Source organism: Embleya australiensis (assembly GCF_051903075.1).
Classification (GTDB): Bacteria; Actinomycetota; Actinomycetes; order Streptomycetales; family Streptomycetaceae; genus Embleya.
This window is the reverse complement of record NZ_CP182422.1, coordinates 4,451,213-4,466,568: the sequence shown is the minus strand read 5'-3', so window position 1 is coordinate 4,466,568 and position 15,356 is coordinate 4,451,213. Positions and strand designations below refer to the sequence as shown.

Genomic DNA, 15,356 nt, shown 5'->3' with positions numbered 1-15,356 from the left:
CCCGCCGGCGGCGACGCCCCGTCTCACGTGGTGATGTCGCGCTCGTTCAGCCGAGCCCACGCCGCCGCGCCGAAGACCGCCGCGTACGCCGCCTGCATCCCGAGGTTGCGCAGGATCTCGCCGGTCGGGATCGGATTGCGCAGCAGGTCCCCGAAGCTCATCCACGCATCGGTGAACAACCACGGGTGCAGGCCCGACAGCTGCGGGATCCCGGTCAGGATCGCGGTCACGATCACCACGCCCACCGTGGTCGCCATCGCCGCCACCGGCACCGTGGTCAGCGTGGACACGAACAGCCCGATCGCGGCCAGGCCGACCAGCGAGGCGGCCACGCACAGCGCGATCAACACCGCCCGCCACGACGCCTCGACCATCGAGATCGAATCCCCGGTCAGCAGCGGCACATCGCCCATCGGGAACAACGCGGCGCCGACCGCCAGCGCGGACAGCGCGATGGTGAGCGTCGCGGCCAGACAGAACGTCAGCACGCCGGCGAACTTCACAAGCAGCAGTCGGGTCCGCCCGGCCGGCGCGACCAGCAGGTAGCGCAGCGTCCCGCCGTGCGCCTCCCCCGCGATCGAGTCGCCCGCGACCACGCCGACGGTCATCGGCAGGAAGAACGGCAACGCGGCGGCCAGCGACGCGAAGACCAGGAACAGCCCGTTGCCGGTGACCTGGTTCACGAAGTCCATCGTCCCGCCGTCGCCGCCGCCGCGCGAGGAACCCCCGTCGTGGAAGTAGCGCAGCGCGACCCCGAGCAACACCGGCACCAGGGCCAGGAAGCCCAGCATCGCGGCCGTCCGCGGCCGCAGGAACACCAACCGCAGCTCGCTGCGCATCAGTCCGCGCAGCCGCGGCAGCCGTTCGGCGCCGAACGACCCGGTATCCGCCGTCGGGTGCTCGAACGCGGGCGACAGGACACCCGTCTTGGGCAGTGCGTCAGTCGGTGACATCGAAGCCTTCCCCGGTCAGGGCGACGAACGCGTCCTCCAGGGACGGCCGCGCGAGGGTGAACGATCGGACCCGGATGTCGGCGCGCACCAGCGCCGCGCAGATCTCGTCCGGCTCCAGCGCGGGCGGGTCGGCCTCCACCCCGTCGTCGGTGGTGACCACGTCGGTCGCGCCGAGCCGCCGCAACACCACGACCGCCGCCTCCGCGTCGGGAGTCGTGACGAGCAGGCGGGCCCGGGTACCGGCGCGCAACGATTCGACGGTGCCCTGGGTGATCAGCCGCCCGTGGCTCATCACCGCGACGTCCGTGCACACCTGCTCGATCTCGTCCAGCAGGTGCGAGGACAGGAACACCGTGGTGCCGTCCGCGGCCAGCCCGCGAATCAGCGTGCGGATCTCGCGCATCCCCTGCGGGTCCAGGCCGTTGGTCGGCTCGTCCAGGACCAGCAGGTCGCGCGGGCGCAGCAGCGCGGAGGCGATGCCGAGCCGCTGCTTCATGCCGAGCGAGTACGCCCGCGCCTTGCGGCCGGCCACCGCAGTCAGGCCGACCTTCGCCAACGCCGCGTCCACCCGGGCATTGCGGGTCCGGGGGTCGGACGTGGGGTCGGCGGCGTCCAGCCGGTCCAGGTTCTGCCGACCGGTCAGGAAGCCGTAGTGGGCCGGGCCCTCGATCAGCGCGCCGACCCGGGGCAGGACCTGCCCGACGGCCGCCGGCATGGGGCCGTCGAGCAGGGTGACCGTGCCGCCGGTGGGCCGGATCAGCCCGAGCAACATCCGGATGGTGGTGGTCTTGCCGGATCCGTTGGGCCCGAGGAACCCGAAGACGGAGCCGGCGGGGACGGTCAGGTCGAGGCCGTCCACGGCGAGCCGGTCCCGGCCGTAGCGCTTGGACAGCCCCTCGGTACGGATCGCCGCGGTTCCGACCGCCGTGGACGCGGTCATCGCTGTGCCGCGATCCGCTGGAGCGTGTCCGCGTCGACCGCGCCGGCGAAGACCCGGCCCGAGTCGGTGGTCAACACGTTCAGCAACCGGGTGTTGATCAGCGTCCCACCCGGTACCGGCTTGCCCAGCTTGCCGAGCAACCCGGTGACGTCCTTGCCGTCCTTCCCATCCTGGCCCTTGGCCCCGGCGGGCAGTTCGACCACGGTGGTCCACCCCTCGCCCAGCAGACCGGGCGCGGGCCGCTCACCGTTCGGCGCCGGCGGTGCGGTGGGCTTCTCGGGCGCCGCCTCGTGCGCGGGGGCCTCGGTGACCCGGGCGCCGGCCGGCGGCTTGAAGTCGAACGTGCCGGCGGCCGGCTTGTCGTAGGAGACCTGCTCGAAGCCGATGTCGACGGCCGGCTTGCCGCCCTTGACGGTGTCCACGGTGACCCGAAGCGGCACCCCGGTCTTCGCGTCCACGAACACCGTCGCGGCGGCGATCAGGCTGCCCTGCGCCTTGGGCGCGAAGCGCAGCTTGTACACGTCGTGCCCGGCGACCCGGGCGGTGCCGTCGACCCGGACGTCGGTGCTCGGGCCGACCAGGTCGAGCAGTTGGCGGGCCGCGTCCTGCGGGGTGGTCGGCACCAGCGACGCCACGTCGGGGCGCGTCGCGTCGATCGTGGCGTGTGTCACGGCGTGCGCGCGGCTGTCGTAGGTCCATACGTCGCGGCCGTTGTGCACGACGTTGTACTCGGACAGATCGGCCATGATGCCGATCCGCTGCCGGTCCGGGCCGTCCAGGGCCACCTGGAGCTTGTTGGTGCCCGAGAGCAGCGCCTGCGGGCCACCGCCGCCCTTGCCCGGGAGGGCCGGCAGGCCCAGGTCGGTGTCGATGCGGACGGTGCCGGTCAGCGCGTCGGCCCGCGCTGCGGCGACCTTGGCGACGAGTTGTTCGGCGGTGACGTCGGGCAGTCCCGGTCGCCCGTCGTCGGCGAACGCGGCCGGTCCGATGGTGACCGCGCCGACGGCGGCGGCCGCGATCGCGGCCGGCACGGCGAAGCGCCACGGCACGGATCGGCGGGTGGTGCTGGTCATGACAGGTGCCCCCTGATGCGAGTGTCCAGTGCGACACATCAAGAGGACCATCGCGGTCACCCACCCGGCGTCGCCCGTACGTCACCGGAAAACGTCACCCTCGGGGCGCCCCGCGCCCGAAAGCCTGGGACTTCAAGCTGACCCACAACACCTCGCACTACTCCCGGGGGAGCAGTCGGGGTGTAATCCGCAGCCGTACACCGAAACGCGACGGGTGGGCGGGCGGGCAAACCGAACAACCAATACGCACCCGCAGCACACCCCTAAGCGCTGCGTTCCACCACAAGTTCGCACAAAGACGACAAAGCCCGCTTGGCGCTGCAATCCGGCAAAGGAGCCAAAACCTCTCGAGCCTCCTCGGCATAACGCCGAGTATCCTCACGGGCCTTGGCAAGCGCCGGATGCCCGCGCAAAAGCGACAGCGCCTCCGCGTGCTCGTCGTCGTCCGTGATCGGCCCGTCGAGCAGTTCGAGCAGGTGCCGGTCGGCCGCCGGGGACGAGCCCGCCACCCCCGCACGCAGGTGCAACACCGGCAGTGTCGGCACCCCTTCGCGCAGATCCGTGCCCGGGGTCTTGCCCGACTCGGTCGCCTCGCTGGCGATGTCGAGCACGTCGTCGGCCAGTTGGAAGGCCACGCCGAACCGCTCGCCGTAGCGGGTCAGGATGTCCACCACGTGCTCGTCGGCGCCCGCGAACATCGCGCCGAACTGCCCCGAGGCGGCGATCAGCGAGCCGGTCTTGTCCGCCATCACCGACAGGTAGTGCTCGACCGGGTCGTCGCCCATCGCCGGGCCGACCGTCTCGCGGATCTGGCCGGTCACCAGTCGGGCGAACGCGCGGGCCTGGATCCGCACCGCCTCGTTGCCCAGGTCGGCGACGATCTCCGAGGCCCGGGCGAACAGGAAGTCGCCGGTCAGGATCGCCACCGAGTTGTCCCACCGGGAGTTCGCGCTGGGCGCCCCGCGCCGCAGCGGCGCCTCGTCCATCACGTCGTCGTGGTACAGCGTGGCCAGGTGCGTCAGTTCGCACACCACCGCCGCCGGCACCACGCCCGGGGCCTGCCAGTCGCCGAATTGGGCGGCGAGCAGCACCAGCAGGGGCCGGAACCGCTTGCCGCCCGCCTCGACGAGGTGTCGCGAGGTCTGCGTCAGGTAGGGGAACTCGCTCTTGGTGGCCGCCAGGAGCTCCTGCTCCACGGCGGCCATCCCCGCCCTGATGTCGGCGTCGAGAGTTTCGTCCGTGACGCTCAGCCCGAAGGGCCCCACGATCGCCATGACGGTTCTCTCCTGTCGATCACGCAGAGTCTCTGCGTCGTGCTCAATGGACGAACAAGGCTGCCTTGTCCGCGAGGTCCAGTACCGGCTGCGGGAGGATGCCAAGGACCACGGTAACGGCTACCCCGAGCGCGATGGCAGCGGTGGTCATCACGCTCGGTACGACGACCGTCGGACCGTCGGCCTTGGGCTCCGAGAAGAACATCAGCACGATGACCCGCACGTAGAAGAACGCGGCGATCGCGCTGCACAGCACACCGACCACCACGAGGCTGCCCGCGCCGCCGCGCGCCGCCGCCTGGAAGACCGCGAACTTTCCGGCGAAACCGCTGGTCAACGGGATACCGGCAAAGGCGAGCAGGAACAGTGCGAACACTCCTGCGACCAGCGGGGAACGCCTGCCCAGACCCGCCCAGTGGGACAGATGGGTCGCCTCGCCGCGCGCGTCCCGTACCAGGGTGACCACCGCGAACGCACCCAGAGTGACGAATCCGTAGGCCACAAGGTAGAACATCGTGGACGACACGCCCGCGTCGTTCATCGCGATCATTCCGGTCAGGATGAAACCCGCGTGGGCGATCGACGAGTAGGCGAGCAGCCGCTTCACGTCGGTCTGGGTGATCGCGATGACCGCGCCCGCGACCATGGTCGCGATCGCGACGCCGATCATCACCGGCCGCCAGTCCCAGCGCATGCCCGGCAGCGCGACGTAGAAGAAGCGCATCATCGCGCCGAACGCGGCCACCTTGGTGGCCGCCGCCATGAACCCGGTGATCGGGGTCGGCGCGCCCTGGTACACATCCGGCGTCCAGGAGTGGAACGGCACCGCGCCGACCTTGAACAGCAGGCCGACCGCCACCATCGCGAGCCCGATCAGCAGCAGCGCGTCGTTGTCCATCGCGCCGGCCGAGGCCACCCCGATCTTGTCCAGCGAGACGCTGCCCGAATAGCCGTAGAGCATGGCCACGCCGAACAGGAAGAACGCCGAGGAGAACGCGCCGAGCAGGAAGTACTTGAGCGCGGCCTCCTGGGAGAGCAGCCGGTTGCGCCGGGCCAGCCCGCACAGCAGGTAGAGCGGCAGGGACAGGATCTCCAGCGCGACGAACATCATCAGCAGGTCGTTCGCCGCCGGGAAGAGCAGCATGCCCACCAGGGAGAACATGGCCAGCGGGTAGACCTCGGTCTGCGTCCACCCGGCCGCCGCGGCGTCCTTCTCCTGCTGCGAGCCGGGCGCGGCCGCGGCCTGCGGGGCGAACGCGTCGCCGCCGGCCGGTTCCAGTTTGCGCTCGCCGATCAGCAGCACCGAGGCGATGCCGATCAGGAGCAGCGTTCCCTGGAGGAACAGTGACGGGCCGTCGACGGCGATCGCGCCCATCGCGGTGATGCTGCCCCGGTGGTCGTCGGGCAGGTCCCGGGCCAGCCACACGATCGCGCCGAACGCGGCGATCATGCCGACCAGGGCCACGGTGAGCTGGGCGCGGTAGCGGGCCGGTCGGGGCAGGAACGCCTCGATCAGCACGCCGACCACGGCCACGCCCGCGATGATCAGGACCGGCGAGAGCTTGCCGTACTCGATGGTGGGCGCGTCCACCTTCGTCACGGCGAGCGTTGCCGCTGCGGCGGTGCTCATGCTCACTTGGAGCCTCCAGTGGTGTGCGCCTCGGTGCCCGCGGCCTGTTCGATGGGCTTGGTGGGCGCCGGGTCCTTCTGCTCCACCCGGCTGAGCGTGTGGTCCACGGCCGGGTTCACCGCGTCGAGCACCGGCTTCGGGTAGACGCCGAGCACGAGCAGGAACGCGATCAGCGGTACCACGACCGCCAGTTCGCGCGGCACCAGGTCGCGAAGCTTCTCGTTCCCGGGCCGGACCGGACCGGTCATCGTGCGTTGGTACAGGACGAGCACGTACAGGGCGGCGAGCACGATGCCGGTGGTGGCGAAGATCGCGGCCACCTTGTACTTCGTGAACGCGCCCACCAACACCAGGAACTCGCTGACGAACGGGGCGAGTCCCGGCATGGACAGGGTCGCGAGTCCGGCCACCAGGAACGTACCCGCGAGGATGGGGGCGACCTTTTGCACACCGCCGAAGTCGGCGATCGTCTTGCTGCCGCGGCGCGAGATCAGGAAGCCCGCGATCAGCAGCAGGGCCGCGGTGGAGAAGCCGTGGTTGACCATGTACAGCGTCGCGCCCGACTGACCCTGGCTGGTCATCACGAAGATGCCCAGGATGATGAAGCCGAAGTGCGAGATGGACGTGTACGCGATCAGCCGCTTGATGTCGGTCTGGCCGACCGCGAGCAGCGCGCCGTAGATGATCCCGATCACCGCGAGGGTGATCACCACCGGGGCGAAGTACTTCGACGCGTCCGGGAAGATCTCCAGGCAGAACCGGAGCATCGCGAACGTGCCGACCTTGTCCACCATCGCGGTGACCAGGACCGCGACACCGGGGGTGGCCTCGGTCATGGTGTCCGGCAGCCAGGTGTGGAACGGCCACAGCGGGGCCTTGATCGCGAACGCGAACATGAAGCCCAGGAACAGCGCCTTCTCCGCGGTCGGATCGATGTCCAGCTGACCGGTGGCGACCGCCTGCGAGATCTTCACGAAGTCGAAGGTGCCATGCCCGTCGACGCCGATGCCCTGGTTGGCGGTGGCCACGTACAGGCCCACCACCGCGGCCAGCATGACCAAGCCGCCGAGCAGGTTGTACAGCAGGAACTTGACCGCCGCGTAGGAGCGTTGCGCGCCGCCGAAGCCACCGATCAGGAAGTACATCGGGATCAGCATGGCTTCGAAGAAGACGTAGAACATGAACACGTCGGTGGCCGCGAAGGACACCACGACCATCGCCTCGACGAGCAGCATCAGCGCGAAGAACGCGTGCGTGCTGCGCGGCGCGGGCCGGCCCGTGCCCGCCGAGCCGTCGGCGCCCACCGGCGCGTCGTCCGCGTCGTGCCACGAGGCCAGGATCAGCAGCGGCATCAGCACCGCGGTGAGCAGGATCAGCACCAGGCCGATCCCGTCCACGCCCAGCGACCAGCGCACCCCGAACGAGGAGATCCAGCTGTAGCTCTCGGTGATCTGGAAACGTCCGCCGTCGTTGTCGAACTTGGTCGCCACCACCACGGCGACGGCCAGCGTGAGCAGGCTGAACAGCAGCGCCACGTTCTTGGCGAGCCTGCGTTTGCCGGCCGGTACGGCGGCGACGCACAGGCCGCCGACGAACGGCAGCGCCGCGAGCGTCGTCAGCCAGGGAAAGTGGCCGTTCATCGAAGTCCCTCCGCCTGGACGCCTACCGTGTGGGCGATCCGAATTCGGGTCGGCATCGTCGTCATCACGCCATCCGAGCCATCAGCGTGCAGGCCACGACCAGCAGCGTGCCGCCGAACATGGACAGCGCGTACGTGCGGACGAACCCGGTCTGTACCCGGCGCACCCGCGCCGAGGTGCCGCCGACGAAGGCCGCGAGGCCGCCGACGAATCCGTCCACGCCCCTGTTGTCGAACCACACGAGCAGGCGGGTCAGATACTGCCCGGGCCGCATGACCAGGCCCTCGTTGATCGCGTCCTGGTACAGGTCGCGGCGGGCCGCCGCGGTGACCGGGCTCGCCGCCGGCGCCACCGAGGGCACCTCGCGGCGGGCGTACTGGAGGTAGGCGACCGCCGTGCCGAGGGCGACCATCGCGATCGCCATGCCGGTCACCGCCCACTCGCTCATCGGCAGGTCGCCGTGCGAGAACCCGGTGACGGGGGTCAGCCACTTCACGAACGAGTCGTTCAGCGCGAACAGGCCGCCGGCGAACACCGATCCGAAGGCCAGCAGGATCATCGGACCGGTCATCGAGACCGGCGACTCGTGCGGGTGCGGCTCGTGCCAGTCGGCCGGCGCGCCCGCGGGCGCCTCCTTCCAGCGTTCCTTGCCGAAGAAGGTCATCAGCATCACGCGCGTCATGTAGTACGCGGTGAGCCCGGCCGCGAGCAGGGTGACCGCGCCCAGGATCCAGCCGGAGGTGCCGCCCTTGGCGAACGCCGCCTCGATGATCTTGTCCTTGGAGAAGAACCCGGACAGCAGCGGGAATCCGATGATCGCCAGATAGCCCAGGCCGAAGGTGACGAAGGTGATCGGCATGTACGTGCGCAGGCCGCCGTAGCGGCGCATGTCCACCTCGTCGTTCATGCCGTGCATGACCGAGCCCGCGCCGAGGAACAGCCCGGCCTTGAAGAAGCCGTGCGTGACCAGGTGCATGATCGCGAACGCGTAGCCGATCGGACCCAGGCCGGCGGCCAGGATCATGTAGCCGATCTGGCTCATCGTGGAGGCGGCCAACGCCTTCTTGATGTCGTCCTTGGCGCAGCCCACGATCGCCCCGAACAGCACGGTGATCGCGCCGACGATGGTGACCGCGAGCTGCGCGTCGGGCGAGGCGTTGAAGATCTCCGCCGAGCGGGTGATCAGGTACACGCCCGCGGTGACCATGGTCGCCGCGTGGATCAGCGCGGAGACCGGGGTCGGACCCTCCATCGCGTCGCCGAGCCAGGCCTGGAGCGGGAATTGCGCCGACTTGCCGCAGGCGGCGAGCAGCAACATCAGGCCGATCGCGGTCATCGTGCCGTCGCTCGCGGTCGCGCTGCCGCCGAGCACGTCCGCGAAGGAGAAGGTGCCGAACGTGGTGAACATCAGGAAGATCGCCACGGCCAGACCGAAGTCGCCGACGCGGTTCATGATGAACGCCTTCTTGGCGGCGGTCGCGGCGCTCGGCTTGTGCTGCCAGAACCCGATCAGCAGGTAGGAGGCAAGCCCGACGCCCTCCCAACCGACGTACAGCAGAAGGTAGTTGTTCGCCAGCACCAGCAGCAGCATCGCGGCGACGAACAGGTTCAGGTAGGCGAAGAAGCGCCGACGGTTCTCGTCGTGCGCCATGTAGCCGATCGAGTAGATGTGGATCAGCGAACCCACACCGGTGATCAGCAGCACGAACACCATGGACAACTGGTCCAGGTGCAGGCCGATGTCGGCCTGGAACTCGTTGACCGGCGCCCAGGTCCACAGGTGCTGGTCCACCGAGCGGCCGGTGCCGGACTTGTCGAGCATGGTCACGAACATCAGCACGCCGACCACGAACGACCCGAGGGCGAGCGCGGTGGCGAGGATGTGTCCGAAGGGGTTGGTCCGCTTGCCGCCGACCAGCAGCAACACCGCGCCGAGCAACGGCAGTCCGACGACCAGCCACAGCGCCGAGAAGGCACCGGAGGCGGCCGTGGAGTGCAGCCCGCCGCCGCCCTCGTTGGCGAGCAGGGCGCCGGAGGCCAGGGAGGAGGTTTCGATCACCGGTTCCGACCTACCACTTCATGAGGCTGGCGTCGTCGACCGAGGCCGAACGGCGGCTGCGGAAGATGGCGATGATGATGGACAGTCCGACCACGACCTCGCAGGCGGCGACGACCATCGTGAAGAACGCGATGATCTGGCCGTCGAGGTTGTCGTGCATGCGGCCGAACGTCACGAACGCGAGGTTGCAGGCGTTCAGCATCAGTTCGACGCACATGAACACGACGATCGCGTTGCGCCGGAGCAGCACCCCGGCCGCGCCGATGGTGAACAACAGCGCGGACAGGTACAGGTAGTTCACCGGGTTCACGAGCGCCCCTCCTTCGAACCGGCGCCGGCGCCGACCTCGTCGCCCGAGCCCGGGTCGGGGTCCTCGTGCTCCTGGCGGGCGGTGGGCACCGGCGCGGACGCGGGCGCGTCCGACTCGTCCGGCCACGCCTCGTCGTCATCGTCGGCGCCCGCGCTCTCCAACGCGGCCACGCTGTGCACCGCCTCGGCGCTGACGTCGCGGATCTGACCGCGCGCCCGCAGTGTGCCGTTGATCGACAACTCCGAGACGCTGCCGTCGGGGAGCAGCGCGGGTACGTCCACCGCGTTGTGCCGGGCGTACACCCCGGGCGTGGGCAGCGGGGCGACCTGCTTGTTGTCCCGCACCCGCTCCTCGGACAACTCGCGCTGGGTCTTGCGCGGCACCAGGCGCTCGCGGTGCGCGAGCACCATCGCGCCGACCGCCGCGGTGATCAGCAGCGCGCTGGTCATCTCGAAGGCCCAGATGTACTTGGTGAAGATCTGGTGCGCCAGTCCCTGCACGTTGCCCTGGGAGACCGCGCGCAGCGCCTCGTCGTCGGTCTCCGCCGGGTATACCGGGCGGCTGCCGGCCGACTTGGTCGCCAGCGCGGTGAAGTGGGTGATCGAGGCGTTGGCGATGGCCGCCGTCAGCAGGATGCCGAAGCCCAGGCCGAGCCCGGCGGCGGCGATCCGCTGACCCTTGAGGGTCTCCTTGAGCGAGTCCACCGAAGAGACGCCGACCAGCATCAGCACGAACAGGAACAACATCATGATCGCGCCGGTGTAGACCACGATCTGCACGATGCCCAGGAACACCGCGCCCTGGGCCAGGTAGAAGATCGCCAGGCACATCATCGTGGTGACCAGCGCGAGCGCGCTGTGCACCGCCTTCTTCATGAAGACGGTCGCCAGGGCGCCGATCAGCGCGACGGCCGCGAGCACCCAGAACTGCAGCGCCTCGCCGGTGGAGGTCTTGGTGACCTCGGCCGCGAAGTCCATTCCGGGGCTCATCGGCCCGCCTCCGTCCCCTGCGCGCCCGCCTCGGCCGGCTCACCGGACCGCCCCTGGGTCACCGTGCCGGGTGCGGCGCCGGTGATCTTGCCCAGGTAGTAGTCGGTGTCGGTGGTACCCGGGTACATCTCGTGCGGCGCGGGAACCATGCCCTCGTACAGCGGCGCGAGCAGCTGTTCCTTGGTGAAGATCAGGCTCGCCCGGCTGGTGTCGGCCAGCTCGAACTCGTTGGTCATGGTGAGCGCCCGGGTCGGGCAGGCCTCGATGCACAGACCGCAGAAGATGCAGCGCAGGTAGTTGATCTGGTAGTTGCGGCCGTACCGCTCACCGGGCGAGAAACGTTCCTCGTCGGTGTTGTCGGCACCCTCCACGAAGATCGCGTCGGCGGGACACGCCCACGCGCACAGTTCGCAGCCGATGCACTTCTCCAGGCCGTCGGCGTACCGGTTGAGCTGGTGCCGGCCGTGGAATCGCGGTGCGGTGACCTTCTTCTCGTACGGGTAGTACTCGGTGTTCGCCTTCTTGAACATCGTCGCGAAGGTGACACCGAACCCCGCGACCGGTCCGAGGAACTTGGGCACGGGTCTATGCCTCTCCTTCAGTGCGGTCGGCCGGGAGCTCCGCCGCCGGCGCGCCGACCGGCTCCGGTCTGCGCACGTTGCGGCGCGGCACCGGCGGGAGTTGCTGGCCCGGCATGGGCGGTACGGGGAACCCGCCCGCCATCGGGTCGAACGTTTCGGGACCGGCGGCCTTCGCGGCGGCCTCCTCGGCCTCCGCGTCCTTGTTCGGGGTAACCGCGTCCCACAGGATCGACAGCAGGAGCAGCGCGACCACGCCGCCCGCGACCCACAGCACGATCCGGGACTGCTCGTAGCCCTCGTTCTTGAGCGCGCGCACGGTGGCGACCAGCATCAGCCACACCAGCGAGAGCGGGATCAGCACCTTCCAGCCGATCTTCATGAACTGGTCGTAGCGGAACCGGGGCAGCGTGCCGCGCAGCCAGATGAAGACGAAGATGAACGCCTGGACCTTGAGGAAGTACCACAGGAACGGCCACCAGCCGGAGTTGGCGCCGTCCCACACCGCGGTGATCGGCCAGGGGGCCAGGTAGCCGCCGAGGAACAGGGTGGTCGCCAGCGAGCTGACCACGACCATGTTCACGTACTCGGCGAGGAAGAACAGCGCGAACTTCAGCGACGAGTACTCGGTGTGGAAGCCGCCGACCAGCTCGCCCTCGGCCTCGGGCAGGTCGAACGGCGCCCGGTTGGTCTCGCCGATCATCGCGACGACGTAGATGATGAACGAGACCGGCAGCAGGATCGCGTACCAGGTGTCCTGCTGCGCGGCGACGATCTCCGAGGTGGACATCGAGCCGGAGTAGAGGAACACCGCCGCGAAGGACAGGCCCATCGCGATCTCGTAGGAGATCATCTGGGCCGAGCTGCGCAGCCCGCCGAGCAGCGGGTAGGTCGAGCCGGAGGACCAGCCCGCGAGCACGATGCCGTAGATGCCCACGGACGCGACCGCGAGGATGTAGAGGACCGCGACCGGCAGGTCGGTCAGTTGCAGGTGCGTGCGGTGCCCGAAGATGGAGACCTCGGGGCCGAAGGGGATCACCGCGAACGCCATGAACGCCGGGACCATCGCCACGATCGGGGCGATGATGTAGACGGCCTTGTCGGCGCCCTTGACGGTGATGTCCTCCTTGAGCGCGAGCTTCACGCCGTCCGCGAGGGACTGGAGCAGGCCCTGCGGGCCGGTGTACTTGGGCCCGATGCGCATCTGCATCCAGGCCACGACCTTGCGTTCCCACCAGATCGCGAACAGCGTCATGACGACGCAGAACGCGAAGATGAGCACCGCCTTGAGCAGGATCAGCCACCAGACGTCGGTACCGAACCCGACCGCGGCGAGCTGCATGCCGCTGTCCGTCACCGCTCCTCCTCATGAACGTGTGCGGTCCGACCGTTGAGGCCGGTGTTGTCGGGCGGGCCCTGCGCGGACGCGAGGTCGAGCACCGCCGGGCGGATCCGGACCACCTCGCCGGGGGCGACCCGCAGTGCGCGACGCACCGGGGAGCCGGGCGAGTTCGCGGGCAGGAACACCACGCGCTCGGTCATGTCGGTGATGCGCAGCGGCAACGTGACCTCCCCGTGCAACGAGGTCACGGTGACGCCGCCGCCGTCCTCGGCGCCGATCTCGGCGGCCGTGGACGCGCAGAGCCGGACCACCGGCGCGCGCCGGGTGCCCGCCAGATGGGGTTCGCCGTCCTGGCCGCGTCCCTCGTCCAGGAGCAGGCGCCAGGAGGCGAGTACGGCCTCGCCCGCGCCGGGGCGCGGGAGTTCGCGGGCGCGGCCCTCGGGGGCGGGGCCGCGGTCGCCGGTCCACCGGCCGAGGCGGCGCAGTTCGCGCCGGGCGGCGGTGAGCGAGGGCAGCTCGATCGGGGTGCCCTCGCGCTGTTCGGCCATCGCCTCGGCGATCGCGTCCAGCACCCGCAGGTCGGACATGACCGCGGCCAGGTCGCCGCCGAGCTGGTCCTTCTTCAGGACGGTGGCGAACGGGCGTTCGCGGCCCTCCCAGTCGACGAAGGTGCCGGGCTTCTCGGCGGCGGCGGCGACGGGGAAGACCACGTCGGCGCGCTCGGTGACCGCGCTGTGCCGCAGTTCGAGGCTGACCACGAAGCGGGCCGCGTCCAGGGCGGCCAGCGCGGCGGTCGGGTCGGGCAGGTCGTCCACCTCGACGCCGCCGACCACGAGTGCGGCCAGGCGCTGTTCGCGGGCGGCGGTCAGGATCGCGGTGGTGTCCAGGCCGTAGCCGGCGGGCAGCGCGGCGACCCCCCAGGCCGCGGCCACCTCGGCGCGCGCCTCGGGGTGGTCGACCGGCCGGCCGCCCGGCAGCAGGTTGTACAGCGCGCCCGCGTCCGCCGCGCCGCGCTCACCGGCGCGCCGGGGCACCCAGGCGAGTCGGGCGCCGGTGCGCCCGGCCAGCGCGCTCGCCGCGGCGAGGGCGCCCGGCACGCCGGCGAGGCGTTCGCCGAGCAGCACCACCGCGCCCGGCTTGCGCAACACCTCGGCCGCGCCGCGGGCCAGTTCGCCGGCGACCTCCGGGTCGGCGAGGGCACAGAGCCATTCGGTCTCGGTGCCGGGGGCGGCCCGCAGCAGCGTGCCGCCCATCCGGGTCAGCCCGGAGGAGGCGAACGGCGCGACGCCGTACACCTTCAGGCCCTTGCGCGATGCCTTGCGCAGCCGCAGGAAGACGATCGGCGACTCGTCCTCGGGTTCGAAGCCGACCAGGAGCACGCCGGGGGCCTTCTCCAGGTCGGCGTAGGTAACCCCGAGCCCGGTGCCGGCCACCCGCTGGGCCAGGAACTCGGCCTCCTCGGCGGAGTGTTCGCGGGCGCGGAAGTCGATGTCGTTGCTGTCGAGCGCGACCCGGGCGAACTTGCCGTAGGCGTAGGCGTCTTCGAGGGTTGCCCGGCCGCCGACCAGGACCCCGGCGCTGCCCCGGGCGGCGGCGAGCCCGCGCGCGGCCACGCCCAGTGCCTCGGACCAGGACGCGGGAACCAGTTCGCCGCTCTCCTCGTCCCGGATCAGTGGGGAGGTGAGCCGGTCCTGACGGGTGGCGTAGCGGAACGCGAAGCGGCCCTTGTCGCAGTTCCATTCCTCGTTGACCTCGGGCTCGTCGCCCGCGAGCCGGCGCAGCACCTTGCCCCGGCGGTGGTCGGCGCGCAGCGAGCACCCGGACGCGCAGTGCTCGCACGTGGTCGGGGAGGACACCAGGTCGAACGGCCGGGCGCGGAAGCGGTACGCGGCCGAGGTGAGGGCGCCGACCGGGCAGATCTGGATGGTGTTGCCGGAGAAGTAGGACTCGAAGGGCTGCTTCTCGTAGATGCCGACCTGCTGGAGCGCGCCGCGTTCGATCAGCGCGATGAACGGGTCGCCCGCGACCTGCTCGGAGAAGCGGGTGCAGCGGGCGCAGAGCACGCAGCGCTCGCGGTCGAGCAGCACCTCGGAGGAGATCCGCAGCGGCTTGGGGAAGGTGCGCTTGACCTCGGTGAAGCGGGAGGTCGCCCGGCCGGCGCCCATCGCCTGGTTCTGGAGCGGGCATTCGCCGCCCTTGTCGCAGACGGGGCAGTCCAGGGGGTGGTTGATCAGCAGCAGCTCCATCACCCCGTCCTGCGACTTCCTCGCGACCGGGGAGGTGAGCTGGGTGCGGACGACCATGCCGTCGGTGACGGTGGTGGTGCAGGACGCCAGCGGCTTGCGCTGGCCCTCGACGTCGACCAGGCACTGCCGGCAGGCGCCGACCGGGTCGAGCAGTGGGTGGTCGCAGAACCTGGGGATCTGGATGCCGATCAGCTCGGCGGCCCGGATCACCAGGGTGCCCTTGGGCACCGAGACGTCGATCCCGTCCACCGAGATGGTGACGAGGTCCTCCGGCTTGGGGGCCGGCGGCCCACCCGCGGGGGTGTTGGTCGTGACTGTCATG

Annotated in this window: 12 protein-coding genes; all 12 read right to left on the bottom strand. The window is 70.4% G+C overall.

What is annotated here, in order from left to right; all coding sequences use genetic code 11:
* Positions 1 to 23: 23 nt before the first annotated feature.
* On the bottom strand, positions 24 to 953 hold the full coding sequence (locus ACMXN5_RS19355; protein ID WP_439676311.1) for an ABC transporter permease: 930 nt from the start codon (positions 951 to 953) through the stop codon (positions 24 to 26).
* Positions 940 to 1,893, bottom strand: a complete 954-nt coding sequence (locus ACMXN5_RS19350) for an ATP-binding cassette domain-containing protein (protein ID WP_439676310.1) — start codon at positions 1,891 to 1,893, stop codon at positions 940 to 942. The genes ACMXN5_RS19355 and ACMXN5_RS19350 overlap by 14 nt, the downstream gene beginning before the upstream one ends.
* Positions 1,890 to 2,966 (bottom strand): LolA family protein, encoded by a 1,077-nt coding sequence (locus ACMXN5_RS19345; protein WP_439676309.1) that lies wholly within the window; start codon positions 2,964 to 2,966, stop codon positions 1,890 to 1,892. Before ACMXN5_RS19345 ends, ACMXN5_RS19350 begins: the two co-directional genes overlap by 4 nt.
* Positions 2,967 to 3,229: 263 nt before the next feature.
* Positions 3,230 to 4,240 carry a polyprenyl synthetase family protein gene (locus tag ACMXN5_RS19340; RefSeq protein WP_395787195.1) on the bottom strand — a complete coding sequence of 337 codons (1,011 nt, stop codon included), beginning with the start codon at positions 4,238 to 4,240 and terminating at the stop codon, positions 3,230 to 3,232.
* A 43-nt stretch (positions 4,241 to 4,283) separates the two neighbouring features.
* Positions 4,284 to 5,870: an NADH-quinone oxidoreductase subunit NuoN gene (nuoN, locus tag ACMXN5_RS19335; RefSeq protein ID WP_395787193.1), complete on the bottom strand. Its 1,587-nt coding sequence runs from the start codon at positions 5,868 to 5,870 to the stop codon at positions 4,284 to 4,286.
* A gap of 2 nt (positions 5,871 to 5,872) precedes the next feature.
* Positions 5,873 to 7,510 carry an NADH-quinone oxidoreductase subunit M gene (locus ACMXN5_RS19330; protein WP_395787191.1) on the bottom strand — a complete coding sequence of 546 codons (1,638 nt, stop codon included), beginning with the start codon at positions 7,508 to 7,510 and terminating at the stop codon, positions 5,873 to 5,875.
* Between the two features lie 64 nt (positions 7,511 to 7,574).
* Entirely contained in the window at positions 7,575 to 9,473 is a 1,899-nt protein-coding gene (nuoL, locus tag ACMXN5_RS19325; RefSeq protein WP_395788611.1) for an NADH-quinone oxidoreductase subunit L, read from the bottom strand.
* A 106-nt stretch (positions 9,474 to 9,579) separates the two neighbouring features.
* The gene (gene nuoK / locus ACMXN5_RS19320) at positions 9,580 to 9,879 is read right to left on the bottom strand and encodes an NADH-quinone oxidoreductase subunit NuoK (RefSeq protein ID WP_020549317.1); all 300 of its coding nucleotides are present in this window, start codon (positions 9,877 to 9,879) and stop codon (positions 9,580 to 9,582) included.
* The gene (locus tag ACMXN5_RS19315) at positions 9,876 to 10,868 is read right to left on the bottom strand and encodes an NADH-quinone oxidoreductase subunit J (RefSeq protein ID WP_380005561.1); all 993 of its coding nucleotides are present in this window, start codon (positions 10,866 to 10,868) and stop codon (positions 9,876 to 9,878) included. The genes nuoK and ACMXN5_RS19315 overlap by 4 nt, the downstream gene beginning before the upstream one ends.
* Positions 10,865 to 11,449, bottom strand: coding sequence for an NADH-quinone oxidoreductase subunit NuoI (gene nuoI / locus ACMXN5_RS19310; RefSeq protein ID WP_380031891.1), 585 nt, complete (start codon positions 11,447 to 11,449; stop codon positions 10,865 to 10,867). Before nuoI ends, ACMXN5_RS19315 begins: the two co-directional genes overlap by 4 nt.
* A 4-nt stretch (positions 11,450 to 11,453) precedes the next feature.
* Complete coding sequence (gene nuoH, locus ACMXN5_RS19305) at positions 11,454 to 12,788, bottom strand: NADH-quinone oxidoreductase subunit NuoH (protein ID WP_380005602.1); 1,335 nt, start codon at positions 12,786 to 12,788, stop codon at positions 11,454 to 11,456.
* A gap of 11 nt (positions 12,789 to 12,799) precedes the next feature.
* Complete coding sequence (locus ACMXN5_RS19300; protein WP_439676308.1) at positions 12,800 to 15,355, bottom strand: NADH-quinone oxidoreductase subunit G; 2,556 nt, start codon at positions 15,353 to 15,355, stop codon at positions 12,800 to 12,802.
* Position 15,356: the final 1 nt, after the last annotated feature.

What these genes read in the sequence shown, in the direction of transcription:
- nuoH (WP_380005602.1), bottom strand. Translation starts at nt 12,788, where the DNA reads ATGCAGCTCGCCGCGGTCGGGTTCGGTACCGACGTCTGGTGGCTGATC.
- ACMXN5_RS19330 (WP_395787191.1), bottom strand. Translation starts at nt 7,510, where the DNA reads ATGAACGGCCACTTTCCCTGGCTGACGACGCTCGCGGCGCTGCCGTTC.
- ACMXN5_RS19300 (WP_439676308.1), bottom strand. Translation starts at nt 15,355, where the DNA reads ATGACAGTCACGACCAACACCCCCGCGGGTGGGCCGCCGGCCCCCAAG.
- ACMXN5_RS19345 (WP_439676309.1), bottom strand. Translation starts at nt 2,966, where the DNA reads ATGACCAGCACCACCCGCCGATCCGTGCCGTGGCGCTTCGCCGTGCCG.
- ACMXN5_RS19355 (WP_439676311.1), bottom strand. Translation starts at nt 953, where the DNA reads ATGTCACCGACTGACGCACTGCCCAAGACGGGTGTCCTGTCGCCCGCG.
- nuoN (WP_395787193.1), bottom strand. Translation starts at nt 5,870, where the DNA reads ATGAGCACCGCCGCAGCGGCAACGCTCGCCGTGACGAAGGTGGACGCG.
- ACMXN5_RS19350 (WP_439676310.1), bottom strand. Translation starts at nt 1,893, where the DNA reads ATGACCGCGTCCACGGCGGTCGGAACCGCGGCGATCCGTACCGAGGGG.
- ACMXN5_RS19315 (WP_380005561.1), bottom strand. Translation starts at nt 10,868, where the DNA reads ATGAGCCCCGGAATGGACTTCGCGGCCGAGGTCACCAAGACCTCCACC.
- ACMXN5_RS19340 (WP_395787195.1), bottom strand. Translation starts at nt 4,240, where the DNA reads ATGGCGATCGTGGGGCCCTTCGGGCTGAGCGTCACGGACGAAACTCTC.